Annotated in this window: 11 protein-coding genes and 2 pseudogenes; 6 read left to right on the plus strand and 7 right to left on the minus strand. The window is 68.7% G+C overall.

Going from position 1 to position 14,086, the window contains the following annotated elements; translation table 11 throughout:
• Nucleotides 1-108: 108 nt before the first annotated feature.
• The 6 genes from kdpF to OHT74_RS06040 all read left to right on the plus strand — a co-directional run bounded on the left by kdpF (nucleotide 109) and on the right by OHT74_RS06040 (nucleotide 8,169).
• Nucleotides 109-198, plus strand: coding sequence for a K(+)-transporting ATPase subunit F (gene kdpF / locus OHT74_RS06015; RefSeq protein WP_328619610.1), 90 nt, complete (start codon nucleotides 109-111; stop codon nucleotides 196-198).
• Nucleotides 199-204: 6 nt separating this feature from the next.
• Entirely contained in the window at nucleotides 205-1,884 is a 1,680-nt protein-coding gene (gene kdpA / locus OHT74_RS06020; RefSeq protein WP_328619611.1) for a potassium-transporting ATPase subunit KdpA, read from the plus strand.
• Complete coding sequence (kdpB, locus tag OHT74_RS06025; RefSeq protein WP_328619612.1) at nucleotides 1,881-3,986, plus strand: potassium-transporting ATPase subunit KdpB; 2,106 nt, start codon at nucleotides 1,881-1,883, stop codon at nucleotides 3,984-3,986. Before kdpA ends, kdpB begins: the two co-directional genes overlap by 4 nt.
• A gap of 23 nt (nucleotides 3,987-4,009) precedes the next feature.
• Complete coding sequence (locus OHT74_RS06030) at nucleotides 4,010-4,726, plus strand: potassium-transporting ATPase subunit C (protein ID WP_328619613.1); 717 nt, start codon at nucleotides 4,010-4,012, stop codon at nucleotides 4,724-4,726.
• Between the two features lie 152 nt (nucleotides 4,727-4,878).
• A complete protein-coding gene (locus OHT74_RS06035; protein WP_328619614.1) occupies nucleotides 4,879-5,568 on the plus strand; it encodes a response regulator in 690 nt (229 codons plus the stop codon).
• A gap of 57 nt (nucleotides 5,569-5,625) precedes the next feature.
• Nucleotides 5,626-8,169: a sensor histidine kinase KdpD gene (locus OHT74_RS06040; protein ID WP_328619615.1), complete on the plus strand. Its 2,544-nt coding sequence runs from the start codon at nucleotides 5,626-5,628 to the stop codon at nucleotides 8,167-8,169.
• Between the two features lie 66 nt (nucleotides 8,170-8,235).
• Here the strand turns inward: OHT74_RS06040 and OHT74_RS06045 are convergent, their stop codons facing one another.
• The 7 genes and pseudogenes from OHT74_RS06045 to OHT74_RS06075 form a co-directional block, all read right to left on the minus strand.
• Nucleotides 8,236-8,472, minus strand: a complete 237-nt coding sequence (locus tag OHT74_RS06045) for a transcriptional regulator (RefSeq protein ID WP_443047291.1) — start codon at nucleotides 8,470-8,472, stop codon at nucleotides 8,236-8,238.
• Between the two features lie 92 nt (nucleotides 8,473-8,564).
• On the minus strand, nucleotides 8,565-8,771 hold the full coding sequence (locus OHT74_RS06050) for a hypothetical protein (protein WP_328619616.1): 207 nt from the start codon (nucleotides 8,769-8,771) through the stop codon (nucleotides 8,565-8,567).
• Nucleotides 8,772-9,440: 669 nt separating this feature from the next.
• A pseudogene (locus OHT74_RS06055) lies at nucleotides 9,441-9,620 on the minus strand (response regulator transcription factor); the annotation flags it as partial.
• Nucleotides 9,621-10,119: 499 nt separating this feature from the next.
• A pseudogene (locus OHT74_RS06060) lies at nucleotides 10,120-10,314 on the minus strand (cation:proton antiporter domain-containing protein); the annotation flags it as partial.
• A 354-nt stretch (nucleotides 10,315-10,668) separates the two neighbouring features.
• Entirely contained in the window at nucleotides 10,669-11,586 is a 918-nt protein-coding gene (locus OHT74_RS06065; protein ID WP_328619617.1) for a caspase, EACC1-associated type, read from the minus strand.
• 580 nt (nucleotides 11,587-12,166) lie between these two features.
• Nucleotides 12,167-12,829: a response regulator gene (locus OHT74_RS06070; RefSeq protein WP_030832911.1), complete on the minus strand. Its 663-nt coding sequence runs from the start codon at nucleotides 12,827-12,829 to the stop codon at nucleotides 12,167-12,169.
• Entirely contained in the window at nucleotides 12,804-13,976 is a 1,173-nt protein-coding gene (locus OHT74_RS06075) for a sensor histidine kinase (protein WP_328619618.1), read from the minus strand. Before OHT74_RS06075 ends, OHT74_RS06070 begins: the two co-directional genes overlap by 26 nt.
• Between the last annotated feature and the right edge of the window lie 110 nt (nucleotides 13,977-14,086).

Consider the following 14,086-nt stretch of genomic DNA (forward strand, 5'->3'; position numbering starts at 1 on the left):
TTCCTCCCTCTTCATCCAGGAGCTCACGGTGGCCGATCTGGCCTTCGTCGTCACCACGGTCGCGGTGTTCGCGCTGGTGGCTCTCATCGCCCGGGGGGTGACCAAGCTGTGAACGCCGAAAACATCGTCGGCCTGCTCGTGGCCGTCTCCCTGCTCGGATACCTCGTCCTCGCCCTTGTGTACCCGGAGAGGTTCTAGCCACCGATGAGTCCCGTTCTCGCTGGTGTGCTCCAGCTCCTCGCACTGATCGCCGCGCTCGCGCTGGCCTACCGCCCGCTGGGCGACTACATGGCCCGCGTCTACTCCTCCGAGAAGCACTACAAGCCGGAGAAGTGGATCTACAAGGCGATCGGCGCCAACCCGACGGCCGAGATGCGCTGGCCCGCCTACCTGCGTGCCGTCCTCGCCTTCTCAGCGGTGAGTGTCCTGTTCCTCTATGCCCTGCAGAGGGCGCAGGGCGTCCTGCCCGGCTCGCTCGGGTTCTCCGCGATCGACCCGGACCAGGCCTTCAACACCGCCGCGTCGTTCGTGGCGAACACGAACTGGCAGTCGTACTACGGCGAGCAGGCCATGGGCCACGTCGTGCAGACCGGCGGCCTCGCGGTCCAGAACTTCGTCTCGGCGGCCGTGGGCATGGCCGTCGCGGTGGCCCTCGTACGGGGCTTCGCCCGCTCCCGCACCGGTGAGCTCGGCAACTTCTGGTCCGATCTGGTCCGCGGTGTCTTCCGCATCCTGCTGCCGATCTCGGTGATCGGCGCGATCGTCCTGGTCGCCTGCGGCGCGATCCAGAACTTCTCCGGGATCCACGAGGTCGGCCAGTTTTTGAATGGGCACGGCATGGGCGGCACGCAGCAGTGGAACGGCGGCGCCGTCGCCTCCCAGGAGGTCATCAAGGAGCTCGGCACGAACGGCGGCGGTTACTTCAACGCCAACTCCGCCCACCCCTTCGAGAACCCGACCCCGTTCTCGAACCTGTTCGAGATCTTCCTGATCCTCGTCATCCCGTTCGCGCTGACCCGCACCTTCGGCCGCATGGTCGGCAACCTGCGCCAGGGTTACGCGATCCTCGCGACCATGGGCGTCATCTGGCTCGGCTTCACCGCCCTGATGATGTGGACCGAATTCGCCCACCACGGTCCGGCGTTCGACGTCGCCGGCGGGGCGATGGAGGGCAAGGAGACCCGCTTCGGGATCGGCGCCTCCGCGATCTTCTCGGTCACCACGACACTGACCTCGACCGGTGCGGTCAACTCCTTCCACTCCTCCTACACAGGCCTGGGCGGCGGCATCCAGCTGCTGGGCATGCAGCTCGGCGAGATCGCGCCCGGCGGCGTCGGCTCCGGCCTCTACGGCATGCTGATCATGGCGATCATCGCGGTGTTCATCGCCGGCCTGATGGTCGGCCGGACCCCCGAGTACCTGGGCAAGAAGATCGGCACCCGCCAGATCAAACTCGCCGCCTGCTACATCCTCATCACCCCGGCCCTGGTGCTCTGCTTCACCGCAGCCGCGATGGCCATGCCGACCCCGCCGCACTCGATGCTGAACTCCGGGGCGCACGGGTTCTCCGAGGTCCTGTACGCCTACACCTCGGGCGCCAACAACAACGGCTCGGCCTTCGCCGGCCTGAACGCCGACACCCAGTGGTTCAACAGCACCATCGGCATCGCCATGCTGCTGGGCCGCTTCCTGCCGATGGTGTTCGTCCTGGCACTGGCCGGCTCGCTCGCCGAGCAGAAACCCGTACCCGAGACGACGGGCACCCTCCGTACCGACAAGCCGCTCTACGCGGGCCTCCTCGTCGGCACGATCCTCATCATCACCGGTCTGACCTACTTCCCCGCCCTCGCGCTGGGTCCGCTCGCCGAAGGGCTCGCCTCATGAGCACCATCACCCCCACCCGTGCTCCGCACGAAGACCTGCCCACCGGACACAAGGCCCCGGCAGGGCGCGTCGGCGGCGGCCTGTTCGACCCGAAGGCCCTGCTCAAGTCCTTCCCCGACGCGGTGAAGAAGCTCGACCCGCGCATCATGATCAAGTCGCCGGTCATGTTCGTCGTCCTGATCGGCTCGGTGGTCACCACCGTCCTCGCGCTGAAGGACCCGACGGACTGGTTCGGCTGGGCCATCACGGCATGGCTGTGGCTGACCACCATCTTCGCCAACCTGGCGGAGGCCGTCGCCGAGGGCCGCGGAAAGGCCCAGGCCGACACCCTGCGCAAGGCCAAGACCGACTCCGTCGCCCGCCGCCTGACGAGGGACGGTACGGGCGAGGAACAGGTCCCCGGTACCGAGCTCAAGATCGGCGACCTGGTGGTCTGCGAGGCCGGCGACACCATCCCCGGCGACGGTGACGTCGTCGAGGGCGTCGCTTCCGTCGACGAGTCCGCGATCACGGGCGAGTCCGCTCCGGTGATCCGCGAGTCCGGCGGCGACCGCTCGGCGGTCACGGGTGGTACGAAGGTGCTGTCCGACCGGATCGTCATCAAGATCACGACGAAGCCGGGCGAGACGTTCATTGACCGCATGATCGCCCTGGTCGAGGGCGCGGCCCGGCAGAAGACGCCGAACGAGATCGCGCTGAACATCCTGCTCGCCTCGCTGACGATCGTCTTCCTGCTCGCGGTCGTCACGCTGCAGCCCTTCGCGATCTATGCGGGGGCCGAGCAGTCGATGATCGTGCTCACGGCCCTGCTGGTCTGCCTGATCCCGACCACGATCGGCGCGCTGCTCTCCGCGATCGGCATCGCGGGCATGGACCGCCTGGTCCAGCGCAACGTCCTCGCCATGTCCGGCCGGGCCGTCGAGGCCGCGGGCGACGTCTCGACCCTCCTGCTCGACAAGACGGGCACGATCACCCTCGGCAACCGCCAGGCGTCGGAGTTCGTCCCCGTCAAGGGCACCACGGCAGCGGAGCTGGCCGACGCCGCCCAGCTGTCCTCCCTCGCGGACGAGACCCCCGAGGGCCGCTCCATCGTCGTGCTGGCGAAGGAGAAGTACGGGCTGCGCGAACGCCACCAGGGCGAGCTGGCCCACGCCGAGTGGATCGCGTTCACCGCCCAGACCCGTATGTCGGGCGTTGACGTCGACGGCCGCAAGACCCGTAAGGGCGCTGCCGGTTCGGTCATCACCTGGGTCAAGGAGCAGGGCGGCCAGGTCTCCGACGACGCCGACCTCCTCGCCAACCAGATCTCGGAAGCCGGCGGCACCCCGCTCCTCGTCGCCGTCAAGGACGAGAAGGGCGCCCGGATCCTGGGTGTCATCCACCTCAAGGACGTCGTCAAGGAGGGCATGCGCGAGCGGTTCGACGAACTGCGCCGCATGGGCATCAAGACCGTCATGATCACGGGTGACAACCCGCTGACCGCGAAGGCCATCGCGGAAGAAGCGGGCGTGGACGACTTCCTCGCGGAAGCGACGCCCGAGGACAAGATGGCCCTCATCAAGCGGGAGCAGGCGGGAGGCAAGCTCGTCGCGATGACCGGTGACGGTACGAACGACGCCCCGGCCCTCGCGCAGGCCGACGTCGGCGTGGCCATGAACACCGGCACCTCGGCCGCCAAGGAGGCCGGGAACATGGTGGACCTGGACTCCAACCCCACCAAACTCATCGAGATCGTCGAGATCGGCAAACAACTCCTCATCACCCGAGGCGCCCTGACGACGTTCTCCATCGCCAACGACGTCGCGAAGTACTTCGCGATCATCCCGGCCATGTTCGCCGTGGTCTACCCGGGCCTGGACAAGCTCAACATCATGGGCCTGCACTCGCCGAACTCGGCGATCCTGTCCGCGGTCATCTTCAACGCGCTGATCATCATCGCGCTGGTACCGCTCGCCCTGAAGGGCGTCCAGTACAAGCCCACCAGCGCCGACAAGATGCTCCGCCGCAACCTGGGGCTGTACGGCGTGGGCGGCCTGATCGCCCCGTTCATCGGCATCAAGATCATCGACATGCTCATCTCCCTCATCCCCGGGCTCGCCTGAACTAGGAACGTGCTGAGACGACAATGAACAACTCTGTAGGCAACACAGCGCGCCTGATCGGTGCGGGCCTCCGGGCCCTGCTCGTCCTGACCGTGATCTGCGGGGTCATCTACCCCCTCGCCGTCACCGGCATCGCCCAGGCCCTGTTCAACGACAAGGCCAACGGTTCCGAGATCAAGGACAAGAGCGGCCAGGTCGTCGGCTCCTCGCTCATCGGGCAGAGCTACAACCTGCCGAAGAAGGACCCGAACGACGCGGACGAGGCAGCCAAGCCGGACCTGAAGTGGTTCCAGCCGCGCCCCTCCAACGGCTTGGGCAGCAACAGCGTCAACACGCAGTACTCGCTGATCCTCTCCGGCGCCACCAACCGCTCCGCCGACAACGGCGCGGTCAGCGGCAAGTGCACCAAGGACGCCGAGGAGGGCACCCTCTGCGCCCAGGTCGTCGCCGCCAAGGACGCGGTCGTCGCGGACAACTCCACCGCCGGCTACCAGGTCAAGCCCGAGGACGTGCCGGCCGACGCCGTCACCTCCTCCGGCTCCGGCCTCGACCCGAACATCTCCCCCGAGTACGCGAAGATCCAGGTCCACCGGGTCGCCGAGCAGAACAAGCTCGACGTCAAGCAGGTCGAGAAGCTGGTCGAGGACCACACCGAGGGCCGCACGCTCGGCTTCATGGGCGAGCCCCGCGTCAACGTCCTGGAGCTCAACATCGCCCTGAAGTCGCTGTCCAAGAGCTGAGGTCCGCATCCGCACGGACTGAGAGCCGGCGGGGCGCGGAGCTCCCCCAGCCACTGCTGGGTGGGGGAGCCCCCGGCCGGAGGCTGGGTGAGTGCCCCAGCGCCCCGCCGGCTTCCTGCCGTGCCCCTGACGAACGGAAAGGCTGCACACCGATGACCCGGGTGCTGGTGGTGGAGGACGACCCTCAGCTCGTCCGCGCGCTGAAGATCAATCTCCAGGCGCGCAATTTCGAGGTCGAAGAGGCTTCAGACGGCGGATCGGCCCTGCGGCTCGCGGCCGCCCGCAAGCCGGATGTCATAGTGCTTGACCTCGGGCTGCCCGACATGGACGGCATCGACGTCATCAAGGGTGTCCGCGACTGGAGCAAGGTCCCCATCCTGGTCCTGTCCGCACGCCACACGTCGGAGGACAAGATCAGGGCCTTGGACGCCGGCGCCGACGACTACGTGACGAAACCGTTCAGCATGGACGAGCTCCTGGCCCGGCTGCGGGCAGCTGCCCGGAGACAGGAAACACCAGGAGCTTCACCGGCTGACGAAGTCGCCGTGGTCACGACCGACGAGTTCACCGTTGACCTGGTCGCGAAGAAGGTGCGACGGGGCGAGCGCACCGTACGGCTGACCCCGACCGAGTGGCACCTGCTGGAGATCCTCATCACCCACCCGGGCCGATTGATCACGCAGGGGCAGCTCCTGCTGGAGGTCTGGGGACCGACCTACGGGGAGAACACCAACTACCTGCGTGTCTACATGGCCCAGCTACGGCGCAAACTGGAGGCGGACCCCTCGCACCCGCGGTATCTGATCACCGAGCCTGGCATGGGCTACCGCTTCGAACCCTGATCACCCGCCCGATCCACGGCACGGACCCCGTCGTCAGCAGAGAAGAAGAGTCGGAACATGGGACGCGGCAAGCTCCGCATCTACCTCGGCGCGGCGCCGGGCGTCGGCAAGACGTACGCGATGCTCTCCGAGGCACACCGCCGGATCGAGCGGGGCACCGACTGCGTCGTCGGCTTCGTAGAACACCACAAGCGCCCACGCACCGAGGTGATGCTGCACGGCCTGGAACTGATCGAGCGGCGCGAGATCGAGTACCGGGGCAGCACCTTCACCGAGATGGACGTGGACGCGATCCTCGCCCGCCGCCCCGCTGTGGCGCTGGTGGACGAGCTGGCCCACACCAACGTGCCCGGCTCCCGCAATGCCAAGCGGTGGCAGGACGTGGAGGAGCTCCTCCAAGCCGGCATCGACGTCGTGTCCACCGTCAACATCCAGCACCTGGAATCACTGGGCGACGTGGTCGAGACGATCACCGGGGTCCGTCAGCGCGAGACCGTCCCCGACGAAGTGGCCCGGCGCGCCGACCAGATCGAGCTGGTCGACATGTCCCCGCAGGCCCTGCGCCGCCGCATGGCCCACGGAAACATCTACAAGCCCGACAAGGTCGACGCCGCCCTGTCCAACTACTTCCGGCCCGGCAACCTCACCGCCCTGCGTGAACTGGCCCTGCTGTGGGTCGCCGACCGCGTCGACGAATACCTCCAGGAGTACCGCGGCGAGCACAACATCCGCTCCACCTGGCAAGCCCGCGAACGCATCGTCGTCGGCCTCACCGGCGGCCCCGAGGGACGTACGCTCATCCGCCGTGCCGCCCGGCTCGCCGAGAAGGGTGCGGGCGGCGAGGTACTTGCCGTCTACATCGCGGCGAGTGACGGCCTCACCTCCGCATCCCCCAAGGAACTCGCCGTCCAGCGCACGCTGGTCGAAGACCTCGGCGGCACCTTCCACCACGTCATAGGCGACAACGTCCCCGACGCGCTCCTCGAGTTCGCCCGCGGGTGCAACGCCACCCAGATCGTGCTGGGAGTCAGCCGGCGCCGCTCCTGGCAATCCGTTTTCAGCCCCGGCGTGAGCGCCACCGTCGCCCGCGAGTCCGGACCGGACCTCGACGTCCACATCGTCACCCACGACGAGGCCGCCAAGGGCCGCGGCCTGCCCGTCGCCCGAGGCGCGCGGCTCGGCCGCTCCCGGCTCATCTGGGGGTGGCTCGCCGGCCTCGCCGGCCCCGCCCTGCTCACCGTCCTGCTGAACCAGGTCGTCCCCGACCTCGGGCTCGCCAACGACATGCTGCTCTTCCTCACCTGCACGGTGGCGGCCGCCCTGCTCGGCGGCCTGCTCCCCGCGCTGGCCTCGGCGGCCTTCGGATCCCTGCTCCTGAACTACTACTTCACGCCGCCGCTGCACGAGTTCACCATCTCCGACCCGAAGAACATCGTCGCCATCGCGATCTTCGTCGGCGTCGCGGTGTCGGTGGCCTCCGTGGTCGACCTGGCCGCCCGCCGCACCCACCAAGCGGCGCGGCTGCGCGCAGAGTCCGAGATCCTCTCCTTCCTCGCAGGCAGCGTCCTGCGCGGCGAGAACTCCCTCGATGCCCTCCTCGAGCGCCTGCGCGAAACCTTCGCCATGCAGTCGGTTGTGCTCCTCGAACGGACCAGCGAGGTCGAACCCTGGACCACGGCCGCAGCCGTCGGCACCAGCCCCGTCAGCCGGCCCGAGGACGCGGACGTCGACCTGCCCATCGGCGACAACATGGCGCTCGCCCTGATCGGCCGGGTCCTGCGCGCCGAGGACCGGCGGGTCCTCGGCGCCTTCGCCGCCCAGGCAGCCGTCGTACTCGACCGCCAGCGCCTCGTCGACGAGGCCGAGAAGTCGCGCGAACTCGCCGAAGCCAACCGCATCCGCACCGCGCTGCTCGCCGCAGTCAGCCACGATCTACGGACCCCACTCGCCGGCATCAAGGCCTCGGTAAGCTCGCTCCGCTCCGACGACGTCGAATGGTCCGAGGAAGACAAGGCCGAACTCCTCGAAGGCATCGAGGACGGCGCTGACCGCCTCGCCGCCCTGATCGGGAACCTCCTCGACATGTCCCGCCTCAACACCGGCACCGTCGTCCCGCTGATCCGCGAGACCGACCTCGACGAGGTCGTACCGATGGCCCTGGGCGGCGTCCCGGAGGACAGCGTCGAGCTCGACATCCCCGAAACCCTCCCCATGATCGCCGTCGACCGCGGCCTGCTCGAACGAGCCGTCGCCAACATCGTCGAGAACGCCGTCAAATACAGCCCCGACGGCCAGCCCGTCAACGTCACGGCCAGCGCCCTGCACGAGCGCGTGGAACTGCGCGTCGTCGACCGCGGCCCCGGCGTCCCGGACGAGGCCAAGGACCGCATCTTCGAACCCTTCCAGCGCCACGGCGACGCCCCGCGCGGCGCGGGCGTGGGACTCGGCCTCGCGGTCGCCCGCGGCTTCACCGAGGCCATCGGCGGCACGCTGACGGCCGAGGACACTCCCGGCGGCGGCCTCACCATGGTCATCACCCTCCCCATAGCGGGCGGCGCACCGCCGGTCACGGCGGTTCTCCCGACGTCGGCGGTCACCTGAACCAGCCCCCAGACCAGGCCCGATGATCGCCGGTCACATCCTGTGGCCGGCGATCATCCCCCCGCATCAACTCAGTGGGCCCGCGATGGCCGTGAGGGCGGCGAGGTGACGCCGATAGGTGGTCATCCCCTCCTCGGTCAGAGACAGCCAGGTCCGGGGCCGGCGCCCGACCTGCCCCTTCTCCACCGTCACCCAGCCCACTTCTTCCAGGCGCGAGACCCGTTTCGACAAGGCAGAGTCCGTGATCTCCACGAGGTCCCGCACATAGGCGAACTCGGCCTTCTCCACAGGAGCGAGAGCCACGACGATCGACAGTCGCACGGCCGACGCCAGCAGGGGTGCGAGTCCGTGTCGCGGATGAGGGCCCTGACTGCCACCCACGGAGACGTCCGGCGTCATACGGCGCGCGCCTCACGCCAGGCCGCGGCGGCGGCCGGCAGTGCGCAGGCGACGGCGGCCACGTCCACAAAGGCGAGACTGTCCAGGAAGACGGTGAAGCCGAGCACGAGCGTCAGGACGTAGGCGACCGCCCAGGCGCCGATCACCCTGAGATGCCTGCCGCCGTGGCCGCGCGGGACCACGGGCTGCCTCGTGGCGAACATGGACAGCCCCATGACCACAACGGCGTTCGCCAACGTGCTGACGAGTGTCCCCGTCCGCCCGTGCCACATCAGCACCGCCGGAACGAGAGCGAGCTGCCACGCGGCGAACAGCCCCCCTCCCGTCGTCGCCGAGCAGCCTTGAACCTGCCCACTCGGCACCTACTTGCCGCATTAGCAACTACTTGCCAGGAGGGATCACTTGTCGGTGTGCGCGTTGATGCCCGAAACACGCGAGCCGCCCAGCTCCGGTATCCCCACACCGGGAGCTGGACGGCTCATGTGTTGTGCGACGGTGACCAGCACGCGGTCGCATCGGCCCGTACCCCCACGGCCGGACCATGCGCACCTTCGACGGTGTTCAGGTCACCGACCTCCAGCCGCGTGCCACCGGACCGTCACCGGCTCCGTCGCTCCGCCAGTCTGTTCCCGGCCGGCGTCCATGGCAACGTTCCTTGACGCGTTCGTTCCGCACTGCCGTCGATCTTTGACGCGGCCCTGATGACCTGCGCGAAGACCTGATTCGCGCGGTCACCCGACGGCCATCAGAAGGCCGTCAAAGTCCCGTTCAGGATCTTGCCCCGGCATCCGTGATGCGCTGGGATGGAGTCATGAACAGCGGTCCGCGCTACGACGATCGGCCACCGTCATGGCGAAGCCGTGCCGGTGTTTCCCGTCCATGTCGGGCAGCCCGAGGTCCGGCAGGACCGCGTCCGGGCGGCCGGCCGCCACGGCCTCCAGGGCTGTGCCCCCGTCCTGCGCGCAGTCCACGTCGTACCTCCGCGCCTTCAGATTGATCACCAGCAACCGCGCAAGCTGCGGTTCGTCATCCACCACCAGCACCCGGGACATCGCCGTGCCGCCTTCCTGTCGTACGTCCTGTGAGTACGGATAACCGGAGGGAACAGCGGTTTTCGGCCGCCTCGGGAGGCGTTGACGACGTCCATACGGCCGTGGGTGCGACTTTGACGGCTTCCATACGACGAGACTCGCGCGGCAGTGCACGGGACGGCCCGTCCGTGACGCGTCCCGGCTCCAGCCCGACCCCCCGCGGTCCGGACTGGGCGTGGCCTCGGCGGTGATCGTCACGCGCCCTCCAACCTCGCATCACGGACGGCCGTCCGCTTCCCCTGCCACTCAGTCTGCGATCACCGCCGTGTACCAACGCACCACGTTGACGCCCCTCTTACGGCACATCCGCACTTCCTGACGCGCCGCTGATGCCAGGCACCGGGGTGCCGTAAATGAGTCGTAAACACCACCGGCATCGGTCGTACCATCGGTGCGTTTGCTGTGATCTACGTGGTTCACGAGGGGGAATGTCATGGGCATCGGCGGTAGGCAACGGGGGAGGCCCGGCGGAGGCCGCGGCGACGACGACCGCGGCCGCCGAGGCCAGGACCAGACCGACCGCGAGCACGCTGACCGGCTTCCACACCAGCCGCAGCTCGCGCCAGGACAGTTCCTCGGCGCTGGCGTACAGCAGCGGCGGCAGGACGATGAGGCCGATGACCTCCGGACTGACCCGGATCTCCGGAGTGCCCGGCTGGTCCCGCGGATTGGATCTAGCGCACCTATTGACCGAGCATCGAATCGGAGTCGAGTCCGCCGGGCACCGCCCTCTGTGGACGCAGAGCGCACCGCGCCCAAAGCCAAAGGGAGGCCGTCAAAACGCGCTGCGCAGGTCGATGCGGCGGAAGTCCGACCCGATTACGCCCCTGACACACCATCGAACCTCGCGCTTCCTCGCCAGCGCCCTGATGCGCCGGCCTGGCATCTGGAGCCGTCTGGCAGGCCACCAGAAGATCACCGCCACTGCGGTGGAGGCGGAGCACGGTCTCGACTGGCATCTGGAGAGGGTCGTGGTGCCCGAACATCCGGTGCATGACGACCGCATCCCTCAAGTCCTCGGCGATGCGCTCGCGGGACCGGACCTGATCGCCGACGATGCAGCGCACATCTGCCTACCCAACGAGTGCATTCTGCGCTTCATCCCCCGCCAAGACGATGCCGGCTGGGATGGCATCCTGACCGTTCGCACGACACACGCCACCACCGGGGATGCGCCTCGTCTGCCGGCCCGTCGGCCCCGGCCTTTCGTGATCCTCAACGATCTCACCGGAAATGGTAGTGAATGGTCGCCCTGCGGGGCGCGTGACGCGTTGGTGGCATTGGAGGACGTCATCACGTAGGTGCCATCGATCCGTGACGCGCTACTCAGGCCGGCTGAGAGGGTGTCAAGCGCTGCCCCGCTGTAACAGCTGTCCAGGACCAACAGACGCGAGCCGACCGGCGAATCCGCAATCTGCTCGCGGAGTCGGTCGAACTCCATGGCAGTCCAGGTCTTATGCTGGTTCGACTCGACCAGACGGAGCAAGAGGCGTCCGTTCCGAGGATCGGTCCAGCCGTGACCGGCGTAGTAAATGAAGAGACCACCGGACACGGGATCCGCGGCGTCCATGGCGAGGTCGATCTTCTCGTGCACCTGTGCCGCTGAAGTGGGATTCTCTACCGTGTGCACGTTGCTGTGCGGGATCCCGAGCCCCGTCAACGCCACCTCGGTGAGCGCGGACAGATTGTTCTTGATGGAGGGCACCGAGGGCAAATGCGTGTAATCGGATACGCCGATCAGCACCGCAGCGCCAGTCCTCCACCGCTCCAGCGGAGCGAACTGCCGAATTCCTTCAAGGACCTTGGTCATTTGCCGACGTACTTCGCTACGCGGCTCCGCACGGCCCGTAACCCAAGCACTGACCGCGGCCCTGGTCAGGCCCAACTCCATGGCCAGATCCGACTGCGTCAGACCGGCTCGCCGCAACTGCCGGGCAAGCCATGGGCCGAACCGGTCGTCCGGTTCCGTTGATGGTCGGGGCGGCGGAGAATCCGGGGACTTGTGCCTGGGCGCTGGCGGCGCCGGGGTGACACGCGGATGACCTGATTACAGGTGGAGGAGGAAGAACGGGACTGTACAAGTCAGCCCGTGCCGACACCCCTCTACCCCCGTTCCGCCGCGGCGTCCTGATCATCATTCTGCCACTGAGGGTAGGACTGACATCGGCCGTCCTGTGACTGGCCGAGCCGCCCGCTCCGACGCGACGATGGTGGCGACCGGACAACAGCTCGCCGCACAGATCACCGCGATGGCCCTGCTAGGGCGCGTATCGAGTCGTGATCACCGGGTGGTCCTGGTGAGGTCTTTGATCCAGATCATCGAGGCGTGCAGGTGGAGACTGGCGAGGTAGCTGTCGGGAGTCTTGTCGTATCGGGTGTCTCACCGTCCCAGTTCCGGCCTCCTGGTACGTCACGCTCTGGGGCGGGTGAGGCACGTGGAGCCGACGTGAGCCGACCGGTGCACTGATGTCCGGGCGGGGACTCATGGGACATGGCCCGGCACCGGCTCAGGTTCCGGGGAGGATACGGCGCGTTTCGTAGGCCCACATCGCGATCTCGACCCGGTTGCGGGCGCCGAGTTTGGCCATCAGGCTGGCCAGATGCGTCTTCACCGTGCTGAGGCTGATGTGCAGTGCATCGGCGATCTCGGTGTTGGTCAGCCCGCGAGCGACGGCGAGGAGCACCTGCTCCTCGCGGGCGGTGACGGGGGAGACCGGCTGGGCCACGGGCCGGCCGGCGGGCAGGTCCGCGAATGCCTGGAGCAGACGGACGGTGACGCTGGGCGCAATGAGCGCCTCACCGCCGGACGCCGACCGTACGGCCTGGGCCAGAAGGTCTGGTCCCGTGTCCTTGAGGAGGAATCCGCGGGCGCCGGCACGCAGCGCGCCGTAGACGTACTCGTCGAGGTCGAACGTGGTGATGACGACCACGGCCAGCGGGTCGGCGACGCCCGGGCCGGCGACCAGCCGGGTGGCCTCGAGCCCGTCGAGTACGGGCATGCGGATGTCGAACAGACAGACGTCGGGGCGCAGTTCGCGGGCCAGACGTACCGCTTCCCGCCCGTCGGCGGCCTCGCCGACCACCTCGATGCCGGGCTGGGCGTTCAGCATGATCCGCAACCCGGTGCGGATGATCGTCTGATCGTCAGCGACGAGGACGCGAATGGACACCGCTCTCGCTCCTCGCTCTCGGCAGTTCGGCGTCGACATGCCAGCCCCGGTCGGTACCCGGGCCGGCTCGTAGTGTGCCGCCGAGCAGCGTCGCGCGCTCGCGCAATCCGGTAAGTCCGTATCCGTCGCGACCCCGGCCGGTGCGCCGGCCGTTGTCGCGCACGCTCACCCGTACCGTGTGCCGTTCCGCGGCAACCCGGACGACGACCTCGGTCGCGTCGACCGCATGGCGCAGCGCGTTGGTCACCGACTCCTGCACGATCCGGTAGACGGCCGCGTCCACGGCCGGGGGCAGCGCGTCCAGTTCGCCGTCGAGCCCCAGGTCGACCCTGAGGCGACCACCCGGGGTGCGCACCAGGCGCTCCAGATCCGCGACTCCGGCAGGGGGCGCCAGCTCGGCGCCGACCCCGCGGTCGCGCAGCGCGGCGACCATGGCGCGCATTTCCTCCAGCGTGCGCGCCCCTTCCTCCTCGACCCCCTCCAGCGCCTCGACGGCGGCGGACGGGTCGGTGCCCGCGAGCACCCGGCCCGCCTGGGCGATGATCACCATGGCCGACACGTGGTGGGCCACCGTGTCGTGCAGTTCCCGGGCGAGCTGCTCGCGCTCGCGGGAGCGCACCTGCTCCAACTGCCGCTCGCGAGCGGTCGCCCGGAACCGCACGGCAGCCCCGACCACGCCGGGCAGCAGCAGGAAGACGAAGCCCACGACCTTTTCGACGACCGGGGTCTCGTCCGTGACGACACACAGCGCGCCGGCCGCGAGGATCACCGCGCCGCCCAGCACGATCTCGCGTCCCGATCCCCACCGGGGCAGCGCGTACACCAGCACGAGCACGACCGTGCCGGTGTACAGGCCGACGGGCTCGCGCGGTGCGGCGACGAGCGAGGCCACCGGAAGCAGGATCACCGAGCCGAACGCCAGCGTCACCATCGCCAGCGGGCGGGTCCGGCGCCACAGGGGCAGCAGGCACAGCCATACGGCGAGCACCACCGCCACCGGCCGCCACACGACGTTCTCGCGCAGGGTGGCCTCCAGCGCCACACCGGCAAGGCCCGCGGCGAGCAGCGCCCAGTCCCGCCGCACCCGGGCGGGCGCGTCGGGCGGCCGGGGTTCGGTCCACAGGGTTCGCAGGTCGTCTCGTAGCACGGTTCTCAGCCTAGGGACCGCGGCGTGCCGCGCATCGGCCGAAAGGACGGGTCGTCACTCCGCCCCGGGGCCGACGGATCCGCGGCCCGCGGGCCGATGCCGCGGAGCGC

Origin of the sequence: Streptomyces sp. NBC_00354 (assembly GCF_036106915.1) — a bacterium.
Lineage (GTDB): Bacteria > Actinomycetota > Actinomycetes > Streptomycetales > Streptomycetaceae > Streptomyces.

Excerpts from the sequence above, each read along its gene's own strand:
- OHT74_RS06030 (WP_328619613.1), top strand. The coding sequence starts at position 4,010 with ATGAACAACTCTGTAGGCAACACAGCGCGCCTGATCGGTGCGGGCCTC.
- kdpB (WP_328619612.1), top strand. The coding sequence starts at position 1,881 with ATGAGCACCATCACCCCCACCCGTGCTCCGCACGAAGACCTGCCCACC.
- OHT74_RS06050 (WP_328619616.1), bottom strand. The coding sequence starts at position 8,771 with ATGTTCGCCACGAGGCAGCCCGTGGTCCCGCGCGGCCACGGCGGCAGG.
- OHT74_RS06035 (WP_328619614.1), top strand. The coding sequence starts at position 4,879 with ATGACCCGGGTGCTGGTGGTGGAGGACGACCCTCAGCTCGTCCGCGCG.
- OHT74_RS06040 (WP_328619615.1), top strand. The coding sequence starts at position 5,626 with ATGGGACGCGGCAAGCTCCGCATCTACCTCGGCGCGGCGCCGGGCGTC.
- kdpA (WP_328619611.1), top strand. The coding sequence starts at position 205 with ATGAGTCCCGTTCTCGCTGGTGTGCTCCAGCTCCTCGCACTGATCGCC.